This is a genomic window from Streptomyces sp. NPDC107471 (assembly GCF_055582845.1).
Window position 1 is genome coordinate 62,841 of record NZ_JBVJPC010000020.1, and the last position, 19,115, is coordinate 81,955.

General features: G+C 70.6%; 9 protein-coding genes. 5 read left to right on the forward strand and 4 right to left on the reverse strand.

Annotated elements, in window-relative coordinates:
* Nucleotides 1–27: 27 nt before the first annotated feature.
* Nucleotides 28–336, reverse strand: coding sequence for a WXG100 family type VII secretion target (locus tag ACZ66S_RS39685; protein WP_469906451.1), 309 nt, complete (start codon nt 334–336; stop codon nt 28–30).
* A 32-nt stretch (nt 337–368) separates the two neighbouring features.
* Nucleotides 369–1,286, reverse strand: coding sequence for a hypothetical protein (locus tag ACZ66S_RS39690; RefSeq protein ID WP_469906452.1), 918 nt, complete (start codon nt 1,284–1,286; stop codon nt 369–371).
* 181 nt (nt 1,287–1,467) lie between these two features.
* On the opposite strand from ACZ66S_RS39690, the gene ACZ66S_RS39695 reads away from it, so the two are divergent.
* From ACZ66S_RS39695 to ACZ66S_RS39715, 5 genes are all read left to right on the forward strand, one after another.
* Nucleotides 1,468–13,251, forward strand: a complete 11,784-nt coding sequence (locus ACZ66S_RS39695) for a scabin-related ADP-ribosyltransferase (RefSeq protein ID WP_469906453.1) — start codon at nt 1,468–1,470, stop codon at nt 13,249–13,251.
* The gene (locus ACZ66S_RS39700; protein WP_469906454.1) at nt 13,248–15,923 is read left to right on the forward strand and encodes a right-handed parallel beta-helix repeat-containing protein; all 2,676 of its coding nucleotides are present in this window, start codon (nt 13,248–13,250) and stop codon (nt 15,921–15,923) included. Before ACZ66S_RS39695 ends, ACZ66S_RS39700 begins: the two co-directional genes overlap by 4 nt.
* A 55-nt stretch (nt 15,924–15,978) precedes the next feature.
* The gene (locus ACZ66S_RS39705; protein WP_469906455.1) at nt 15,979–17,031 is read left to right on the forward strand and encodes a ricin-type beta-trefoil lectin domain protein; all 1,053 of its coding nucleotides are present in this window, start codon (nt 15,979–15,981) and stop codon (nt 17,029–17,031) included.
* A 186-nt stretch (nt 17,032–17,217) separates the two neighbouring features.
* Nucleotides 17,218–17,595 (forward strand): nuclear transport factor 2 family protein, encoded by a 378-nt coding sequence (locus ACZ66S_RS39710; protein WP_469906456.1) that lies wholly within the window; start codon nt 17,218–17,220, stop codon nt 17,593–17,595.
* 53 nt (nt 17,596–17,648) lie between these two features.
* Nucleotides 17,649–18,200, forward strand: coding sequence for a carboxymuconolactone decarboxylase family protein (locus ACZ66S_RS39715; RefSeq protein ID WP_469906457.1), 552 nt, complete (start codon nt 17,649–17,651; stop codon nt 18,198–18,200).
* Between the two features lie 23 nt (nt 18,201–18,223).
* Here ACZ66S_RS39715 and ACZ66S_RS39720 read toward each other — a convergent pair whose 3' ends face one another.
* Nucleotides 18,224–18,595 (reverse strand): DUF2255 family protein, encoded by a 372-nt coding sequence (locus ACZ66S_RS39720; RefSeq protein WP_469906458.1) that lies wholly within the window; start codon nt 18,593–18,595, stop codon nt 18,224–18,226.
* Nucleotides 18,592–19,115 (reverse strand): MmyB family transcriptional regulator (locus ACZ66S_RS39725; protein ID WP_469906459.1); only part of this gene is annotated, 524 nt, incomplete at its 5' end. The genes ACZ66S_RS39725 and ACZ66S_RS39720, both read right to left, overlap by 4 nt.

Consider the following 19,115-nt stretch of genomic DNA (forward strand, 5'->3'; position numbering starts at 1 on the left):
GGCGCCCCTTCGTGTGTGCGGGTGAGGTCAGCCGTTGCCCTTGATCTGCGCCGCCATCGTCCGGTCCATGTCGTCGATCTGGGTCTTGATCGACGTGAACTGCTTGGCGAAGTCCTCGATCTTGGTGACGATCTGCGTCAGTTGATTGGTGAACTCCGAGTAGGCGTGCTGCATCGCCGGACTGGTCTGCTGGAGCCACAGACCGTCGCTGAGCAGGTTGTCCACCGAACCCTTCAACTGCATGAGCTGCGGGTTGATGTTCGTCACGGCGTTCTGCAGTTGGGAGGCGACGGTCTCGATCTGACCGTACTGGAGCTGGACGTTGTTGCTGGGCATGGGCGTTCCTTCAGGGGTCGTCCGCGGATGTGTCAGGCAGTGCTGCCGACGCCGGTGTTCGAGTACTTCGTACCGCCGTCGCTCTTGTCGTCCTTGCCGTCACCGTCGGTGTCGGTGGCGTCCGGATCGTTGTTGGTCCACTTCGGGTCGTCGCCGCCGAGGCCGGAGCCGGACCAGCTCGACGAGTCGGTGGTCTTGCCGTCCTTGTCGGTGTTGGTGACGTTCCTCGTCCCGGTGCCGTCGGAGTTGCCGTGCACCTCGATGACGGTCTTCGAACCGTCGGTGTGGGTGATCGTCGTCGTGTAGCTGTGGTTGTCCCCGTAGTCGGTGTGCTCGTGGTACTTCAGTCCGCCGTCCCCGTCGTCGATCGTGCTGTCGGTGGACTTCACGTTGCCGGCGGCGTCATAGGTGACCTGCGAGGAGTTGTGGACGTTGTCGGTGCCGTCACCGTCGTCGTGGGTGTAGTCGTACAGGGTGGGTTCCATGCCCGGCGGGCGGGGCGCGTCCGGTGCGTCGGGGTCCGCGAGCTTCTGCTCCTTGAGGTACTCGTGGCCCTTGTCGTCCCAGGCGTGGACGGTGATGGAGTGCTCCGTCAGCCACTTCCAGGCTTCGTAGGAGTCCTTGTTCATCTTCCAGTTGCTGTGCATGAAGTTCTGCGCCTGCGTGGTGGCACTGGCGGCGAAGCCGGCGTCCTGCTCGAACATCCGCTGGGCCACGAACCGGTAGGTCTCGCCGAGGGACTTCAGCAGGTCCTGGGCGTTCCCGAAGGGGCCGATCCACTGGAAGAAGAAGTGGTTGACGGCCTTGAAGCCGCCGCCGAGGGTGGCCCCGTCGTAGAACTTGTCGCGGCCCAGCAGCCGGGGGTCCGCTAGCTGGTCCCGGAGCCGGTCGGTGTCCTTGGCCAGCGTGTTCAACAGCTCGTAGTCGAACACCACGTCGAAGTCCGGCATGTCCTCTCCTTCCGCTCGCCTCTCGGCACCTCACCACGACGAGGCACATGTGTCACTGACACGTGTTTCCGCCCTCGGTGAGGACCCGGTAGTACTCACACTACGATGTAGAGATACATGTGAACCAACCACCCCGACGCACAGTGCGCCACGGGGTTGTTCGACGGTACGGAGGGTGCACATGGCACGGCCACAGGACTGGAGTGCGCTGGGTCTGCACGGCGACCCCACACCTGGCGATCCGGACGCGCTCTCGTCGCTGTACCAGGCTCTGCGGGACACCGAGCACCTGGGCGACGAGATCACCAGTGGCCTGAACCGCATCCTCGACCAGTCGGGCAACGGCTTCGTCGGCAAGACCGCCGAGGCGGTGCGGGCGAAGATCGACGGCCACCTCAAGCAGTTCATCGACGCCGTCGGCCAGTCCTTCGGCGTCGCGGCGGACGCGACGATGGCCTACCGGACCGCGCTCCAGGACGCCCAGGCCAAGGCCGACCAGGCGCTGTCCGGCGCCCAGGGGCTGTCCAAGGACGACCCGGAACTGGCCGGGCACAAGGCCCAGTCCCATGCCGCGCAGGACGACTACCACAACGCGGTCCGGGTGTTCGAGCAGCGGATGAAGGACGCCGAGCACCTGATCCGGCAACCGATCGACGCCTGGCACCTGTTCCTGCAGAGCCTGGGCATCCTGGAGATCATCCTGGCCATCGTGGGCGCCATCTTCGGCGGCTGGATCGGCCTGCTCGCCTTCGGCGTCGGCATGATCGTGTTCATCAGCTCGCTCGTCGACTTCGCCCAGGGCAAGGCGAGCGTGCTGGACGTGGTGCTCTCCTTCGTCGGCATCCTCTTCCCCTCCACCAAGGGCCTCAACGTCGGCGCGCTGGCCAAGGGCGTCTTCAACGCGCTCAAGAACCTGCCCAAGTCGCTCTCCGCGGGCCTGACCGACCTGGGCGGCGGCCTGGCGCACATCCTCACCGCCGGCATCACCTTCAAGGGCATCTACAGCGGGGTGACGGCCCTGCCCGGACTGGTCCTGCGCGGCCTGAACGGACTGGCCGGCCTGGCCATCAAGGGCCTCAAGGTCACCGCCGGCGGCCTCAAGCTGCTCGCCAACACCTTTCGCACCGACTTCCAGGTCGCCACCGCCGGCATCAGCACCACGCTCGGCAAGGTCGCCGTCTACCCCATCAGCTTCGGTGGGCGCCTCCTGCTCGGCGCCGTGCTGCCGGTGGACTTCTTCGAGCTCGGCGTCGGCCTCAAGGGCGCCTTCAAGATGGGCTTCGGCACCCGGCTGCTGAGCCCGACCGCGCACCTGCCGCAGACAGCGCTCGGCGGCGGCCTGCACATCGGCGCGCTCACCGGCGGCCACGGCGGCCTGACCGGGTTGCCGAGCGGTGTCTCCTTCGACGGCTTCGGCCACGGCGCCCTGCAGGGCTTCACCCCCGGCGGGCTCCACGGCCTCAACACCGGCGTCAACGCCCAGTCGGGCGCTCTGCACGGCATCAGCCTCGGCACCGACATCGGCGGCATCAACAACGGCCTCACCTCGCTGCACGGGCTCGACGGGACCGGCCAGCCCGGCTCGTTCGGCAACCTGATGGCCAACGCCGGTGGCCTGGACGCCGTCGACCACCTGACCGCCTTCGACCACTCCACCGGCTTCCAGCGCTCCACCGCGGGGCTGCTGGAGCCGTTGCCCACCAACCTGGGCGGCACGCACCTGGCAGGCGCCCACAGCTTCTCCGACCTCGGCTCCAGCGGCCTGCACGCCCTGCGCGGCGACCTCACGCCCTCGGGCACCGGCCTGCACACCTCGTTCAGCGACGCCCTGTCCTCGGTACGTGTCGCCACCGGGCATGTCGAGGACTTCCACGCGCTCGGCATACCCGAGCTGCGCAGCATCGTGGACGGTGACATCTCCGGCATCCGGATGACCCACGACGGCATCAGCATGCAGGTCGGTGCCCAGAGCGGCACGCCGACCACGCTGCACGTCGACTACCGCGGCTCGGCCCTCACCGACGGCGACGGCAAGCAGGTCGTCGTCGCCCCCGAGGTCCACCAGGCCATCGGCACCGCCGACATCATGGCGGCCCACGGAGCCGCCCACGGCCTCCAGACCCCGTCCCCCGCGACGCCGGCCGGCCATGTCACGACGGACGTCAAGTCGGGCCCGGCGCCCGCCACGTCGCTCACGGCGGAGGTGAAGGGGGGTGCGCTGAACACGTCGTTGGCGACGCCCGACGTGAAGGTGGGCTCGCTCGATACGTCGGGGGCGACCGTGGATGTGAAGGCGGGTGCGCTCGACACGGCCCCGGCGACTGTGGACGTGAAGACGGGCTCGCTCAATACGTCGGCGGTGACCTTGGATGTGAAGGCGGGGTCGCTGAACGCCTCGTCGGCGGCGGTCGATGTGAAGGCGGGTTCGCCGCATCCCTCGGCCGCGGGCCTGGAGGTGAGGACCGGCACGCTCGGCAGCACGTCCCTGTCGACGGACCTCAAGGCGTCGACGTTCGACGTCAAGGCGGGTGCGGTGGTCGACGCAAAGGCGGGGTCGACCGGTGCGGTGCCGGTCACCACAGAGGTGAAGGCGGGCTCGGCCGTCCCGTCACCGGGCGGCGAGGTCAAGGCGGGGTCCCCGGGGCAGAACCCGGTCACCGGTGAGATCAGGCCCACCACGGCCACGGGCGGTGTTAAGGTCGGCGGCAACGCCGGGCAGTCCGCCGGGGGCGGCGCCAAGACGGTCGTACGGGATCTCGACGGGCTCTCCGGCGGGACCAGGGGGAGCGGCGCCCCGGACCGGCTGGCGGAGGAGCCCGCGTCCCCGTCGGTCACCGCGCACGGCGACCGGCTCGGGGTGTCGGCCCGTGCCGACCTGGACCTGCTCGGGCAGCGGGAGGGCACCGGCGACACCTCGGGCGCGGCAGCCGCGAGCCACGTCAAGGCCGGGCCCGCTCACCTGACCGGCGCTGGACGCGCGCTGGACGACGGTTCGGGCGCGGTCGTGGTGGGCGAGCACATCGCGCTGCGCCCGACGCCGAGCCCCGTGCCGAAGCCGGGCCCGCACGCGGCCGGTGGAGGGCCGGCACCGCTCAGCAGGCTGGAGGCGGTGACCGGCGGCGCCACCGGCAAGACCGGCACCCAGCGACTGACCGCCTGGAACGAGTACGAGCTGGCGAGCGCCGCAGTCGCCGACGCCAAGCGCCGACTCGACGCGTCGGGCGCCAAGATGGGGCAGCCCTCCGAGACCGTCGACCAGGCCGCCGCCAAGCTCGACGTGCAGCACACCGAGAGCGCCCTGGACATCGCCAAGGGAAAGATGGCCCGGCTCGGCATGGACGCCGGGACCATCGAGGGGCACCTCGACGCCCTGGGCATCCCCGGACCGCGCCCGAGCCGGCTCCTGGACACCCCCGGCACGCAGGGCACCGGACCGGTCGCCAAGGCCGCCGACGACGTGCGGACCGGTTCCGGAACGCCCGACGGCTCCGGGCTGAAGTCCACCGAGCCGCCGTCGGTGAAGCCTGCCGCGGGTGCGGTGGACGACGAGTTCGAGGTGCCGGCCTCCTTGGGTGCGGACCTGGGCGCGCACAGCTCGTGGAAGGCGGCCCGGGACGGGGCCGTGGCGAGGCCCGTGTGGGGCCGGGACTGGCTGGACCCGGTGTCGCACCCCGGTCGCGCGCAGCCCTTCTCGGGTCCGGTCCGCGGCAACGCGCACGCGCCGCGTTACGTGGTGCGGGCCGGGTTCGACGTGCGGACGTTCCGGGTGGACGGGCACGCGGTGTCGGATCTGACGGTGCGGGTGAACCTGTCGGCGTCGGGCAGGCCCGCGGCCGAGGTGGACGCGCTGTGGGAGCGCGCCATGTCGGGCGTGGGGGACGTGTTCAACCGTCCGGGGTATCTGCTGCCGGACGGGAGTGTGCTGCATGTGACCTTGGAGCGTGCCGACGGTGTGGGGGGCGCCCATCTGACGGTGAAGGCCGGGGAGGCAGGGGCCGGGGCGAACCAGTACCTGTGGCCGCTGGACGCCACGGAGACCGACCTGGCGCACGAGATCGGTCATCAACTGGGGCTGCGGGACGAGTACCGGGCCGCGGACGCCGGGCACCGCCCGGACAAGGTCGGCACGTTGATGGGGGACTACCTGGACGGTCTCACCGGCGGCGGTATGCGCGGGGTGTATCTCCACACCATCCAGGGGCACTTGACCGATCTCGCCGCCGCCGAGCACGCGTTCGCCTCCCATGTCTCCCTCAAGCCCGTCGACGGGGTGGCCCCCGCGAAGCCCCAGGCCAAGACGGGCAGGGCCGCGCAACCGCTGACCGGTGCGGAGCTGACGACCAGGCTGACGGACCCCGACAGGTTCGGTGCCGGCGGCGATTTCAAGGCCGTGCACGACTACTACGACCTCAAGCCGGTGGCCCAGTACGACGGCACGGGGAAGGGGGCGCTGAAGCCGGGGCAGGACATCCGGTTCGTGGCCACCGTGCCCGCGGTGGTCAGCGACAAGAAGAACTTCCTGTTGGACCTGGCCAAGAAGTACGGCGAGTCGCTCGGCGCCGGACCTGGCTGGAACGAACGGCTGGGCCTCGTCATCGGCCTGAACGGGCGGGCGGGCACGGAGGCGAAGATCCTCACCCGGATCGAGGAGTTCGCCGCGAAGTGGGAGACCGAGGGAACGTTCTCCGTCTCCGTCTCGGGCTTCACCTGGCGTCAGCCCGACCCCAAGAAGATCACCCCCGGATCCGGCGAGCAGAAGGAGGTGCCCTACGGCGCGATCCGCGAGGCGATCATCCGGGACGACCTCACCCAGGACATGATCGGCAGGCTCAAGCCGGTCGAGGGCACCGGCGGACAGCTCTACCTGCACATCGGGGACTCCGACGTGCAGCAGTTGGTCGTGGACGGCAAGCCCCTCTTCGAACGCGCCGCCGGCGTCATCGACGACGTCAAGTTCACGCACGACGGTGTCGTCCACTACCCCGAGGCCGTCAGCGGCGGATACAAGCTGCCCGCGGGAGGGACGGACAAGAGCCTGGCGGGGATGAAGGCCGCCGATCTCGACCTCGCGGTGCGTGACGGCATGGCGAAGGTCGACTCCCGAGCCATCTACTTTCCCGAGCCCAACACGTTCGTCCGGATCGAGACCAGTGAGTTCGACGGGCTCGAGAACGCCGTGCACTTCGGTGCGATCGACAAGGCCAAGGTGGGCGGCAAGAACCACAACGCCTTCAGGTTCGAGGCGCAGGAGGGCCAGTACCTCCTGGACAACCTCATCGGCCGACGGATGCTGTCGAAGGCGGACGTGTGGAGTGTCCATCCCGAGAAGATCGTCCACTTCGATTCGCACCTGGCCCTGGTCACCGACGGCGACCGCATCGCGGACAAGGTGACGCCTGACGTGAGGACCTTCGCGGCCGGACTCACCCAGAGCCACGCGCACGCGAACACCTGGAACAAGCAGATCGAGCACTACCTGTCCGTGCACCACCCCCACCTGGACGACCCCAACGGCGTGCGGGACATGTTGTCCAAGGTGGCGTTCCACGGCATCACCATGGACGGTTCCCCGCTGACGAGGATCGGCGCGAACCACCTGCTCAAGTCGGTGCTGTCCCCTCAGGAGATCAAGGTGCTGAGGGGGAACATGCAGTTGGCCGGGCTCGCGATCAACACGCGCAACGCCCTCGTCGACGAGATCAACAAGATCAACGGTCATGTCACGGGCGGCGTCGCCCCGGCGGCCCCCACCGGAGCACCGCACGCTGTGGACGCGTCGGCCCATGCGTTCGGGGTGGCGCCCAACGCGCCGAGCCGTGGGGCCGGCGGCGGGAAGGCGGCGCTGTCCGCTCCGCAGCCCGAGGCGGTGCCCGGCCGACTCACGGAACTGAAGGACGTCACGCGTTTCACCCCGGAGTTCCGTTCGTACGCGCAGCACTACGAGCTGAAGCCGGTGGCGCAGTACGACGGCGCGGTGAAGGGGTCCTTGAAGCCGGGCGGGGAGACCCGCTTCATCGCCACGGTCGCCGCGTCCGTCGACGAGGTCAAGAACGTCACGAAGTCCTCCGTCGGCCGGACCGAGAACAAGTTGTTCGAGCTGGCGAAGAAGTACGAGCGGGCGTTGGGTGCGGATTCCGGGCGGGGGGACCGGCTGGGTCTGGTGATCGGGGTGAACGGTCGTCCGGGGACGGAGGGGGAGATCCTGCGGTCGATCCGGGAGTTCCGTCAGAAGTGGGACCGGGAGGGCACGTTCTCGGTGTCCGTGACGGGTTTCACCTGGCATCAGCCTGATCCGGCGTTGCGTGCGGCGGGTACGCAGAAGGAGATCCCGTACGGGGCGATCCGGGAGGCGATCGTCCGTGACGACCTGACACGCGACATGATCGCGAAGGTCGCCGGTGCCGAAGGCGGGGTGTACCTGCATGTGGGCGACTTCGACGTGCAGAGGATGACGGTCGGCGACAGACCGCTCTTCGACAGGGCCACCGAGGTCATCCACGACATGGCGGTGACCAAGGAGTCGTCCACGGGAGAGCAGCGGGTACTGCTGCCCGAGGTGGTCAGCGGAGGCTACAGGCTGGAGGACAGCGCGGCGGCGACGAAGGCCGCCGACCTCGACCTGGCCGTGCGCGACGCGATGAGCGGGGTCGACGCGCGTGCCGTGTACTTCCCCGAGCCCAACACGTTCGTCCGCGTCGAAGCCGACGACTGGGGGCGCCTGGAGGACCATGTCCACTTCGGCCTCAAGCAGGGCGACAAGTGGCAGTTCGAGGCGCAGGAGGGCAAGCACCTCCTGAAGAACGTCATCGAGGCGCGCAAGGACGCGTGGGGCCTCGACGAATTCAGGATGGTCCGCTTCTCGTCCGATCTCGCCCTGGTCACGCACGGCGGACGCATCGCCAGGGACCTGAAGGGCGACCTCAAGTCGCTCATGGGCGGCCTGACCCAGAGCCACGCGGACAAGAAGGTCTGGCGGGACCAGGTCGGGGAGTACCTCGGGACGCACCATCCGGACATCCTCCGCAGGAACCCGCAGACCCCGCACCAGTTGGCGGACATCGCCTTCCACGACATCCGCACCGACGGTTCCCTGCTCGAGTCCAAGTCGGTGAAGGCGATCATCGGCCGGGACCTGGCCACGTGGAACGGACTCCGTGACGGAGTGGGCTCCAAGGACACGTTCCGCGACCTGGTCACCATGGCCCTCGACACCCGCGAGGCCCTCGTCGGCGAGATCAACAAGATCAACAAGTTGGTGGGGCAGCCCGTCGCTCCCGCGGCTCCCACCCCCGTGTCGAAGGTGACGGCCGAGGAGCAGCAACTCGACGTCCTCGCCACGACGGGTGCGGACCCGGGCTCACACGTGTCGTGGCAGGCCGCGCGGGACGGGGCCGTGCCCACGACGCTGAAGGGCCGCGACTGGGTCGACCTGGTGTCGCACCCGGGGCACGCGCAGCCCTTCTCCGGCCCGGTCCGCAGCCACGCGGACATCCCGCGTTACGTGGTCCAGGCGGGCTTCGACGTGCGTACGTTCCGTGTGGACGGCCAGGCGGTGTCCGATCTGACGGTGCGGGTGAACCTGTCCGCCGCCGACCGGCCCGCGGCCGAGGTGGATGCCCTGTGGGAACGCGCGCTGTCCGGCGTGGGGGAGGTCTTCAACCGCCCCGGCTACGTACTCCCGGACGGGAGCGTGCTGCATGTGACGCTGGAGCGCACGGGCGCCTCGCAGGGTGCACACCTGAACGTCAGGGTCGGCGATTCGGGGGCGGGGGCCAACCAGCGCCTGTGGCCGCTGGACGCGTCGCAGACGGACCTGGCGCACGAGATCGGGCACCAACTGGGGCTGCGGGACGAGTACCGGGCCGCCGACGCGGAACACCGACCCCACAACACCGGCAGCCTCATGGGCGACTACACCGACGGTCTCACCGGCGGTGGCATGCGTGACCGGTACCTGCGCCTCCTCCAGCACCACCTCGACAGCCTGACCGGCACCGACCACACCCTCGGCACCCACCTGCCCCCGAAGTCCTTCGACGACGTGGCGCCCGCCGGGCCCAAGAACAAGAACAGGGCCCCGGCTCCGCAACAGGATCCCTGGACCACCCATGGTGACCCGGGACGCTTCGGCGACAACTCCGACTTCAAACAGGCCTACGAGTACTACGGGTTCAAGCCGGTCGCGCAGTACGACGGCACGGGGAAGGGCGCGCTGAAGCCGGGGCAGGACATCCGGTTCGTGGCCACCGTGCCCGCGGCGGTCGGCGAGAAGAAGAACTTCCTGCTGGACCTGGCCAAGAAGTACGGCGAGTCGCTCGGCGCCGAGTCGGGCCGGGGCGAACGGCTGGGTCTCGTGATCGGCCTGAACGGGCGGGCGGGCACGGAGGCGAGGATCCTCGCCCAGATCCAGGAGTTCGCCGGGAAGTGGGAGACCGAGGGGACCTACTCCGTCTCCGTGACCGGCTTCACCTGGCACCAGCCCGATCCGAAGAAGGTCACCACGGGACAGGGCGAACAGAAGGAGGTGCCCTACGGCGCGATCCGCGAGGCGATCGTCCGTGACGACCTCACCCGCGACATGATCGGCAGGCTCAAGCCCGTCGAGGGCACCGACGGGCAGCTCTACCTGCACATCGGGGACGCCGACGTCCAGGACTTCGTCGTGCACGGCAAACCGCTGTTCGAGCGTGCGGCCACCGCCATCGAGGCGGCCAGGTTCGAGCTCAGGAGCGACGGTTCGGTCCACTACCCGGAAGCGGTCAGCGGCGGCTACAAGCTGCCCGCCGGAACGACACAGAAGAGCCTGGCCGGGATGCGGGCCGCAGACCTCGACCTGGCGGTACGCAAAGCCATGGCCACCGTCGATTCCCGGGCCGTCTACTTCCCCGAACCGAACACCTTCGTCCGCGTCGACGCGACGGCGTACGACACCCTCGACGACGGCATCCACTTCGGCGCGGTCGACCGCGCCAAGGTGGGCGGCAAGAACCACAACGCCTTCTCCTTCGAGGCCCAGGAAGGCCGGCACCTGCTGGACAACCTGATCAGGTCCCGGCAGACGTCGAGCCACGCCTGGACCGAGAACCCGTCCCGGATGGTCAGGTTCGACCCGGGGCTCGCGCTGATCACCGACGGCGGGCGGATCGCCGACAAGATGTCCGCCGATCCGAAGACGCTGATGTCCGGCCTCACCCAGAGCCATGCGCACCCCGGCACCTGGAAGAAACAGATGGAGCACTACCTGACGGTCCACCACCCGGGTGTGGCGGACCCGAACGGGATGCTGGACGTGCTCTCCAAGCTGGCCTTCCACCGGATCGTGTCCGACGGAACGCAGTTGACCAGGATGAACGCCGCCGAGCTGGTCAAGCAGGTGCTGACTCCGGCCGAGGTCGGGCTGCTGAAGCCCCATCCGGAACTGGGCCAGTTCGCGGTCCGTACGCGCACCGCCCTGGTCGACCACCTCAACGAACTGAACGGCTACGGCCACGGGGTCGCCCCGTCCGCCCCCACCGCCGCCACGAAGGAGAAGAAGGCGCCCAAGGGCGGGCTGTCGAAGGAGCAGCGGGGAGCGCAGTTCGCTCCCCGGAGTGCTCCCGACCCGCGGCTGCGGCAGTTGCTCACGCAGAACGGATACGCCACCGGCGACCAGTTCGGTGTGGTGGCCGCTCTGCACAACGATCCGCGCCTGCATGTGCTGTTGATCCGCAACACCCGCGACAGCCGGGACCGCAGTACGGACATCCGCGACTTCTATCTGGCCAGTGGCATCGACCCGAGCCGTGTCCTGCTCAAGGACCTGGGGGAGGGGCAGCAGACCAAGGACCTGAAGACGGAACAGTGGCACGCGATCAACGCCGACGTGCTGCCGACGGTCGGCGCCGACCGGATGCCCCGGCGGAAGGACTTCGACAACCATCTGATCCTGCCGGTGGGTGCCGCGACGACCTTCGTCGGAAAGCACTTCAGCCCCGCCCTGCGCGAGACCCTGCGCACCGCGTGGAAGCTCGACGACGGTCACTTCACCCCCGACATGCAGCAGGCGGTGGGCTCCTGGCTGCACGAGCGGGGTGTGCCCGACGTGGCCGGGCGGGACGTCGTCGTCCTGTGGACCAGGTTCAGCGGCAAGCGCGGCGAGATCCACGTCGAGCACGACACCAGTCACACCGGCGTGGCGCAGATCCTGGACGCCCTGCACCACCGCACCGCGGACCGTCCGCAGAGCCCCCTCGTCGTCCTCGCCGGAGACGCGTCCGCCCATGCCGGCCGGCCGGGCAAGTTCCCCGCCATCGCGCAGCAGTTCCGTGCCGCGGGCCTGGAGGTGCACGACCTCACCGCGTTCTGGAAGCGGCCCGGGGGGCTCGACAGATGGGGCGGGCACACCCGCATCGGCCAGATGCGGCTGTTCGAGTACCTGAACCGGGCGAGCGACGGCCACCTCAGGCATGTCGGCTTCCGCAGCGGCAACCTCGAAGCGATGGCCCTCGCCGGTCACCAGGTCCGCTATCTGGAGGAGGCGGGCAGCAACGGCGGTGAGCGCATGGCCAAATGGCACGCGGTCAACGGGACCACGCGCACCGCGGACAACGGTCTCGCCCCCGGCTACGAGCGCATCCTCGTCGAGCGCCCGCCCACACGGTCCGGCCAGATGGTCCTCGAAGCGAAGACCGAGAAGCTCAGGATGGAGGAGCTGTACAAGGGGAAGCGGATCCCCGACCACGTCAAGGCGGAGATCAGGGACCTCACCGACAGCTTCGAGCACCCGAGTTGGGTCCCCGGCGGCGACCGCCCGTACGTCAGGAACGTCAAGGAGGTCAGGGACCGTCACATCAAGGGTTTCGACCTGCGGGACGTGACCAAGGTCGTCGACTACCTCGCCGCACCCCACCACACCGTCGTCATACCCGAACCCCGGGAGATCAGGGCGACCACCCTCACGCCTGACACACATGCGGGAGATGGCACACTTGTGTCAGCACACGCCGGCACCACCGCGCCGGGCGATGTGTTCTCAGGGCACACCTTGGTCGCGCAGCCCACATCTTCCCGGGTTATGGTCGCGAACGAAACACATGTCGAAGTCGAGGAGGGGGCCGTGCCGGTCAGGACACCCGAGGCGGCCGGAACGGCACAGCGGAACCCTGCGCAGGCGTTCGACGCCGTACGGCAGCGGTTCCCCGACGCGCTGGCACACACCGGGCGTTGGACGATGTGGGGCCACGACGGGGACACCCCGCACACCTCCGCGTACGCGATCGAGAACAGCGCGCTCGGACTGCGGGGTGTCTTCGTGCCGCCGGACGGGGACGTGGGCATCGGGGCGTGGCACTGGCACCTGCCCGGGCAGAGCGGGCCGGTGTCCGTCACACCCCTGACGCTGCCGACGTCGGCGACAACGCGTGGCGCGGCCGCGGCACCGGTGCGGACCGCCGCCGAGGGGGCCGACTCCCTCGTGTCGGCCGTCGAGTCCGCGCCCTGGAGCGCCGGTCTGCACTGGCGCGCCGACGCCGAGGAGCTGTACGTGTTCGGCCCGGCCGGGCAGGAGCGCCCCGCCGCGGTCTTCGCCGACGGCCTGCGTCCGGCCGGCGACAACCCGGTGCATGTGGCGGCCCACGTCAGCGACCACGGAGCCCCGGACAGCGCCTGGCTCACCGCCACCCGGAAGATCGGCTGGCTGCGCGAGCAGGCCGCCGCCGCGGGGGACGAGGCCGCGGACAAGCTGCTGAGCGGCTACGGCTGGCGGTACGACATCGCCGCCCCCGGCGGAGTCGACGTCGACGCGACGCTCGACCTGGCCGCCCCGCACCCCGAACGCGCCGAGGTGCTCTACCCGGGCGGCGTGGACAGCCGGTACATCCGCGGCGCCCAGCAACTGGACGCGGGCCGCCCGGTCGGCCCCTACGTCACCAACCCCGGGTTCGTCGAGCCCGGTCGTCCCGCACGCACGGAGGGAACCGGAAGGTGAGCCCCGCCATCCATCACGTACGGCCGAACGCGCGCCGTGGCGCGTTCCGCACGCTCGCCGACGCGGTGCGGGCGGCGGACCACGAGGACGAGATACGGATCGCGCCCGGCGAGTACGCCGAACGGCTGCTGGTCGACCGCACGGTGACACTGGTCGCCGAGGAGGGCCCCGGCACCGTACGGCTCACACCGGTCGCTCCCGGCCTGCCGGCACTGGAACTGTCCGCCTCCGCGACGGTGCACGGCCTCGTCGTGCTGGGCACGGACCCGTCCCGGCCGCTGGTGCTGGTGTCGTCCGGCACCACCGAACTGCGGGACTGCGACATCGCCGGCGGCCGGGTGGAGGCCGTGCGTTCGGCGTCGCTGCGGATCACCCGCGGCGTGGTCCGGGAGGCGGCGCTGGCCGGCGTGCACGTCGACACCACCGGCTCGCTGTGGCTCGACGACACGCTCGTCACCGACATCGACGGCACCGGTGTCGTCGTGTCCGGTGAAGCGACCGCCCAGCTCACGGACTCGACCGTGCGCTCGGTCGGCGGCTCCGGCGTCCGCGTCCGCGGTCGGGCCACGGCCGTGCTGCGGCGCTGTGCCGTCGACGGGCCGGGCCGCAACGGACTGCTCGTCGAGGAGCAGGCGGCCGTGGTGCTGGACGAGTGCCGGCTCAGGGACGCGGCGGCCGAGGCCGTACGGGTGCTGGGTTCCGCGCCCCGCGCCGAGGACGACGACAGCGGCGGGGTGCGCATCACCGGGGGCGAGGTGACCGGCGCCGGCGCGGCCGGGATCCTCGCCGCCGGCGACGGGGACGTGCTGGTGTCGACGTGCTCCGTCCGGGACAGTGCCGCGGCCGGTGTCTCGGCCGACGGCAACGCCCGCCTGGAGCTGGTCGACTGCCGCATCAACGACTCCGGCGCCTCCGGAGTGGTGGTGCGCGGCTCGGCCCGGGCGGTCGTCGCCGACACCACCGTGCGGGGCGCCGAGGGCAACGGCATCCTGGTCGGCGAACGGGCGGAGGTCCGCGTCACCGGCTGCGCGGTGCGGGACACCTCCTACAGCGCCGTCCACGTCGCGGGGGAGGCATCGGCCGAACTCGCCGCCCTGCGCGTGGAGGACACGCCCGAGCACGGCATCGGCGCCACCGAGCGCGGCCGCCTCACGATGGAGGACTGCCGGCTCACCAACTGCGGACTGTCCGGCCTGCATCTCGACGGCTACGCGGCGGCCACGGTCGACGGCGTGACGGTGCGGCGCAGCCGCAACGGCGTCACCGCCCAGTCGCGCGGCCAGGTCAGGATCAAGGACGCCCGGATCGTCGACGTCGAACGCGCCGGGCTCACCTGCGGCCCCGACAGCGCCCCGGAGTTCACCGACTGCCGGGTCAGTGGCGCGGGCACGGCCGGGATCGTCGTAGCCGAGAAGGCGGCACCGACGCTGCGCGACTGCGCGGTCTCCGGCACCGCCGGATCGGGGCTGGTCGTGGCCCGCGACGGCGATCCGACGGTCCTGCGCACGACCGTCAAGGACACCGGCAAGAACGGCCTGTTCGTCGGCGAGGGCGGCAGGGGCCGCTACGAGGACTGCGTGCTGTCGGCCACCGCGTACCCGGCGGTCCACGTCGGCAGTGAGGCGCACCCGGTGCTGCGCAACCTGCTCGTGACGGACGCCGAGGAGGACTTCAGCGTCGACGAGGGCGCAGACCCCGAGGTGGCCGGCTGTGTCTCACGGGACGTGGGGAAAGCGGTGTGGCCGGCCCCCGGCACGGCCGCCCCGGCCCCCGTCACCTCCGGCACCCCGGCAGCAGCCCTCGCCTCCCCCAGGGGCACCGCGGACGTCCCCGCGTCCACCGACGGCGAGGAGGTGCCCGAGGAGAACCTGGACGACCTGCTCGCCGAACTGCATGTGCTCGTCGGCCTGGAGCGGGTCAAGAACGACGTGTCGTCGCTGGTCAAGCTCATGCAGATGGTCCGCCGCCGCGAGGACGCGGGACTGGCGGCACCACCGCTCAGCCGGCACCTCGTCTTCGCCGGGAACCCCGGTACCGGCAAGACGACGGTGGCCCGGCTCTACGGCCGCATCCTCGCCGCGGTCGGCCTGCTGGACCGCGGACACCTGGTCGAGGCGGACCGGTCCTCGCTGGTCGGCGAGTACGTCGGCCACACCGGGCCGAAGACCCAGCGGGTGTTCGAGGAGGCGATGGGCGGTGTGCTGTTCATCGACGAGGCGTACTCCCTGACCCCGGCGGCCGGCTCCAACGACTTCGGCCACGAGGCCATCGCGACCCTGGTGAAGCTGATGGAGGACCACCGGGACTCGGTGGTGGTGATCGTGGCCGGATACCCGGACGAGATGGAGCAGTTCATCGACTCCAACCCCGGCCTGGCCTCCCGTTTCAGCCGCACCCTGCTCTTCGAGGACTACGACACCCCCGAGCTGGTGAGCATCGTCGAGCACCACGCCGAGCGCCACCAGTACCGGCTCACGGACTCCGCGCACGAGGCGCTCAGCGCGTACTTCGAGGCGACGCCCCGCGGCGAGCGGTTCGGCAACGGCCGTACCGCCCGGCAGACCTTCCAGGCCATGACCGAACGCCAGGCGTACCGGGTGGCGGAGATGACGGCCCTCGACGAGACGGACCTGATCACTCTGCGCCCGCAGGACCTCCCCGAGTGGCCCTGACGCACCGGCACCGTCCCCTGCCCGCCCACCACTTCTGGTATCCGGAGACAGCCCCATGACGACACCGTCCCCCTTCGACGGGCCCGAGCCCACCCGGCCGCCGTCGCCCACGGCCGACGAGGAGCCGCTGCCGCCACCCGTCGGCGGCGAACCGGCGCAGGACGGCGCGACCGGACCCGACGACGGGACGCCGCTGGTCCGCCTCTCCGCCGAGCCCACGGCCCCGGGGGACCGGTCCTTCGCGGCCAGTTTCGCCCGCCGCCACCACTTCTCCGGCGCCCGTCTGCTCAAGCCCGGCCGCCGGGTGGCGATCGCCCTGGCCGGGGTGACCGGTCTCGCGGTCGTGGGCGCCGGCGCGGTCGCCGGGATCTTGCGGCTCGGCGGCGACGACACCGCACAGGCCGCCGACACGGTGCAGTCCACCGAGGCGGCTACCGGCCCGGCGACGCAGCACCCGTCCGCGAGCCCCGGGCACCCCTCACAGCGGCCGTCCGGCAAGGCCAAGGACCATTCCTCGCCCAAGAAGGACGGCTCGTCGGCGCAGGACGCCGACCCCGCCGGACTGCCCGTGGGCGGCACGGCACCGGACTCCGAGGGCGGGAGCAGCGGCGGCGGCACCGCCCAGGGCGGCGGCAGCGGGAGCGGTACGACGGAGTCGGGCACCCAGTCGACACCGAAGCCGCCGAAGACGACCACCACGTCCGGCGGCTTCACCGGCAAGCTCCTGTTCAACTTCGCGTCCAGCCGCTGTCTTGCCACGCGGGGCGGCTCACGGGCGTCCGGCACCCAGACGGTGCTCGCCGACTGCGACAGCAAGGACCCGTCGCAGGGCTGGACGTTCCCCTCCGACGGCACCGTCCGCGACTTCGGCGGCACCATGTGCCTGGACGTCTCCGGGCAGGGCGACGGCACCCTGGTGCGGCTGGCGACGTGTTCCTCCTCGCGCGCCGCGAACCAGCGGTTCGTCCTCAAGGGCTCCTACGACCTGGTCGTGAACGTGAATCCGGACCTGTGCGTGGACGCCAAGGACAAGAACACCGCCGCCGGCACGGTCCTTCAACTGTGGACGTGCGCCGGCACCGCGAACCAGAAGTGGCGCACCGCCTGAACCACCGCCCGCCCTCTCCGCCCGCCGAGACCTCGACACCTGTCTCGGCGGGCGGAGTCGTCCCGCGGCCTCGCGCCGTCTTCACAGGAAACGGACTCATGGGTCCGGTATGCTGGCGGGCGCGGCGTACCGGACCCATGAGTCCGTTTACGTGTTCCGTTCCTCCGCATCCGAAGGACACCCCCGATGAGTCACGTCCGTATCTCCGACGCCCTGCGTGCCCTGGTCTTCGAACCCGACCCCACGCTGGAGCTGGACCAGGTGCTCGACCGCTTCTACGCCCCGGACTACACCCACCGCAGCGACGGAAAGACGCAGGACCGCGAGGAGTTCCGGCGCATGGTCGCCGCCATCCGCGACCAGGTCACCGAAGGCACGGTGACGGTGGTCGACGAGGTGACCGACGGCGACACCTACGCCGAGCGGCACGTCTTCCGCATCACCCTGGCGGACGGCACCACCCAGACCCGGGAGGTCGCGATCTTCGGCACCTTCGCCGAGGACGGCCGCTTCCGCCACCTCAGCGAGACGGGGTTCGACGTGGCGGCCCTTCCGGGCGGGTGAGCCGCCCCCCGACACGTGTGCGCCCCCACCCCACCCATGAACGGAGAACCCCCGTGCCCCGCCTGAACGACCCGGACCCCGCCTCCTTCCCGGACGACGTCGCCGCGTTCCTCGACCTGCTGCCGCCCGACCCGATGGTCAAGATGATGTCCCTGTCGACGGGCACCGTGAAGCCGTTCGTCGAGTTCGCCAGGACACTGTTCACCGCGCTCGAACTGCCCACCCGCGCGCGGGAACTGGTGATCCTCACCGTGGCCGCCCACACCGACTGCGCCTTCGGGACGGCCCAGCACGAGCCCATGGCCGCCGCGGCCGGCGTCGACGAGCGGACCCGGCAGCTTGTCCGTGAGCGGCAGATCGACAGCTCCGAACTGTCCGAGGCCGACCGAGCCCTCATACGGTTCACCGCCGAGGTGGTGAAGCAGCCGCGGGTCCCGGACGAGATCTTCATCGAGGTCCGCCGCTTCCTCAGCGACCGCGAACTGGTCGAGGTGCTGCAAGTGGTCGGCTACTACTGGTCGTTCGGACGCATCGCCACCGTCCTCGACGTCGAGCTGACCAAGGTGTACGACGACGAACCAGTGCTGCGCACCGAGGGCGCCTGAGGCGCCGGCGCGCGGCGGGCGGCTCAGGAGGCCGGAGCGGACGCCGGGTCGATGCGGATCGTCGCGGCCCGGGCCGCGGGGCTCGCGACGAGGGCCTCGGCGACCGGGCCGTACTTGGCGCGGAAGGCGGCGTCGAGCCCCTCGGACGGTTCGATGCCGCCGGTCGTGAGCAGGACGTCGCGGCGGACGGCGCCCACGCGGATCGTCCCGTGGCCGTGCTTCTGGGCCGCCCGGTACCAGCGGGATCCCACTCCCCGGTAGGCGCGGACGTACAGGGCGCCGTCGACGACGACCATGCCGATCTCCACGCCCGGGTGAGCCGTGTCCCCGGCCGTCAGGACGAGGGAGTAGGTCTCGGCGAGGAGGATCCGGTCCTCGGGCGTCCAGGTGGTCATCGGTTCAGGTCCTCGGTGCTGGGTGTCCGCGCGGTCCAGGAGGCGAGGATGCGCAGGGCGTCGTGGGAGGGGCTGCCGGGTTCGGCGGTGAGGACCATCAGCCGTTGCCCTGAGCCGTCAGGGCTCGCCCAGGTGTCGCAGTCCAGGGTGAGGTCGCCGACCAGGGGGTGGCGGTAGTGCTTGGTGCCGTAGGAGGCGCTGCTGACCCGGTGCTCTGCCCACCAGGTGCGGAAGTCGGCGTCCCGGACGGACAGTTCACCGACCAGGCGGGCGAGCTCCGGGTCGTCGGGGTCGGCCGCGGCCTCCAAACGCAGGGCGGCCACCGCGTCGCGTGCGTCGTGTTCCCAGTCCAGGTCCAGCTCCCGCACCGCCGGGTCCGTGAACAGCAGGTTCACGTAGTTGCGGCGGGCCGGCGCCAGTGCCGAGAAGTCGGTGTAGAGGGCGGTGGCGGTGGGGTTCCAGGCGAGGATGTCGAGGCGTTTGCCGAGGACGAGGGCGGGGGTGTGGGTGAGTTGGTCGA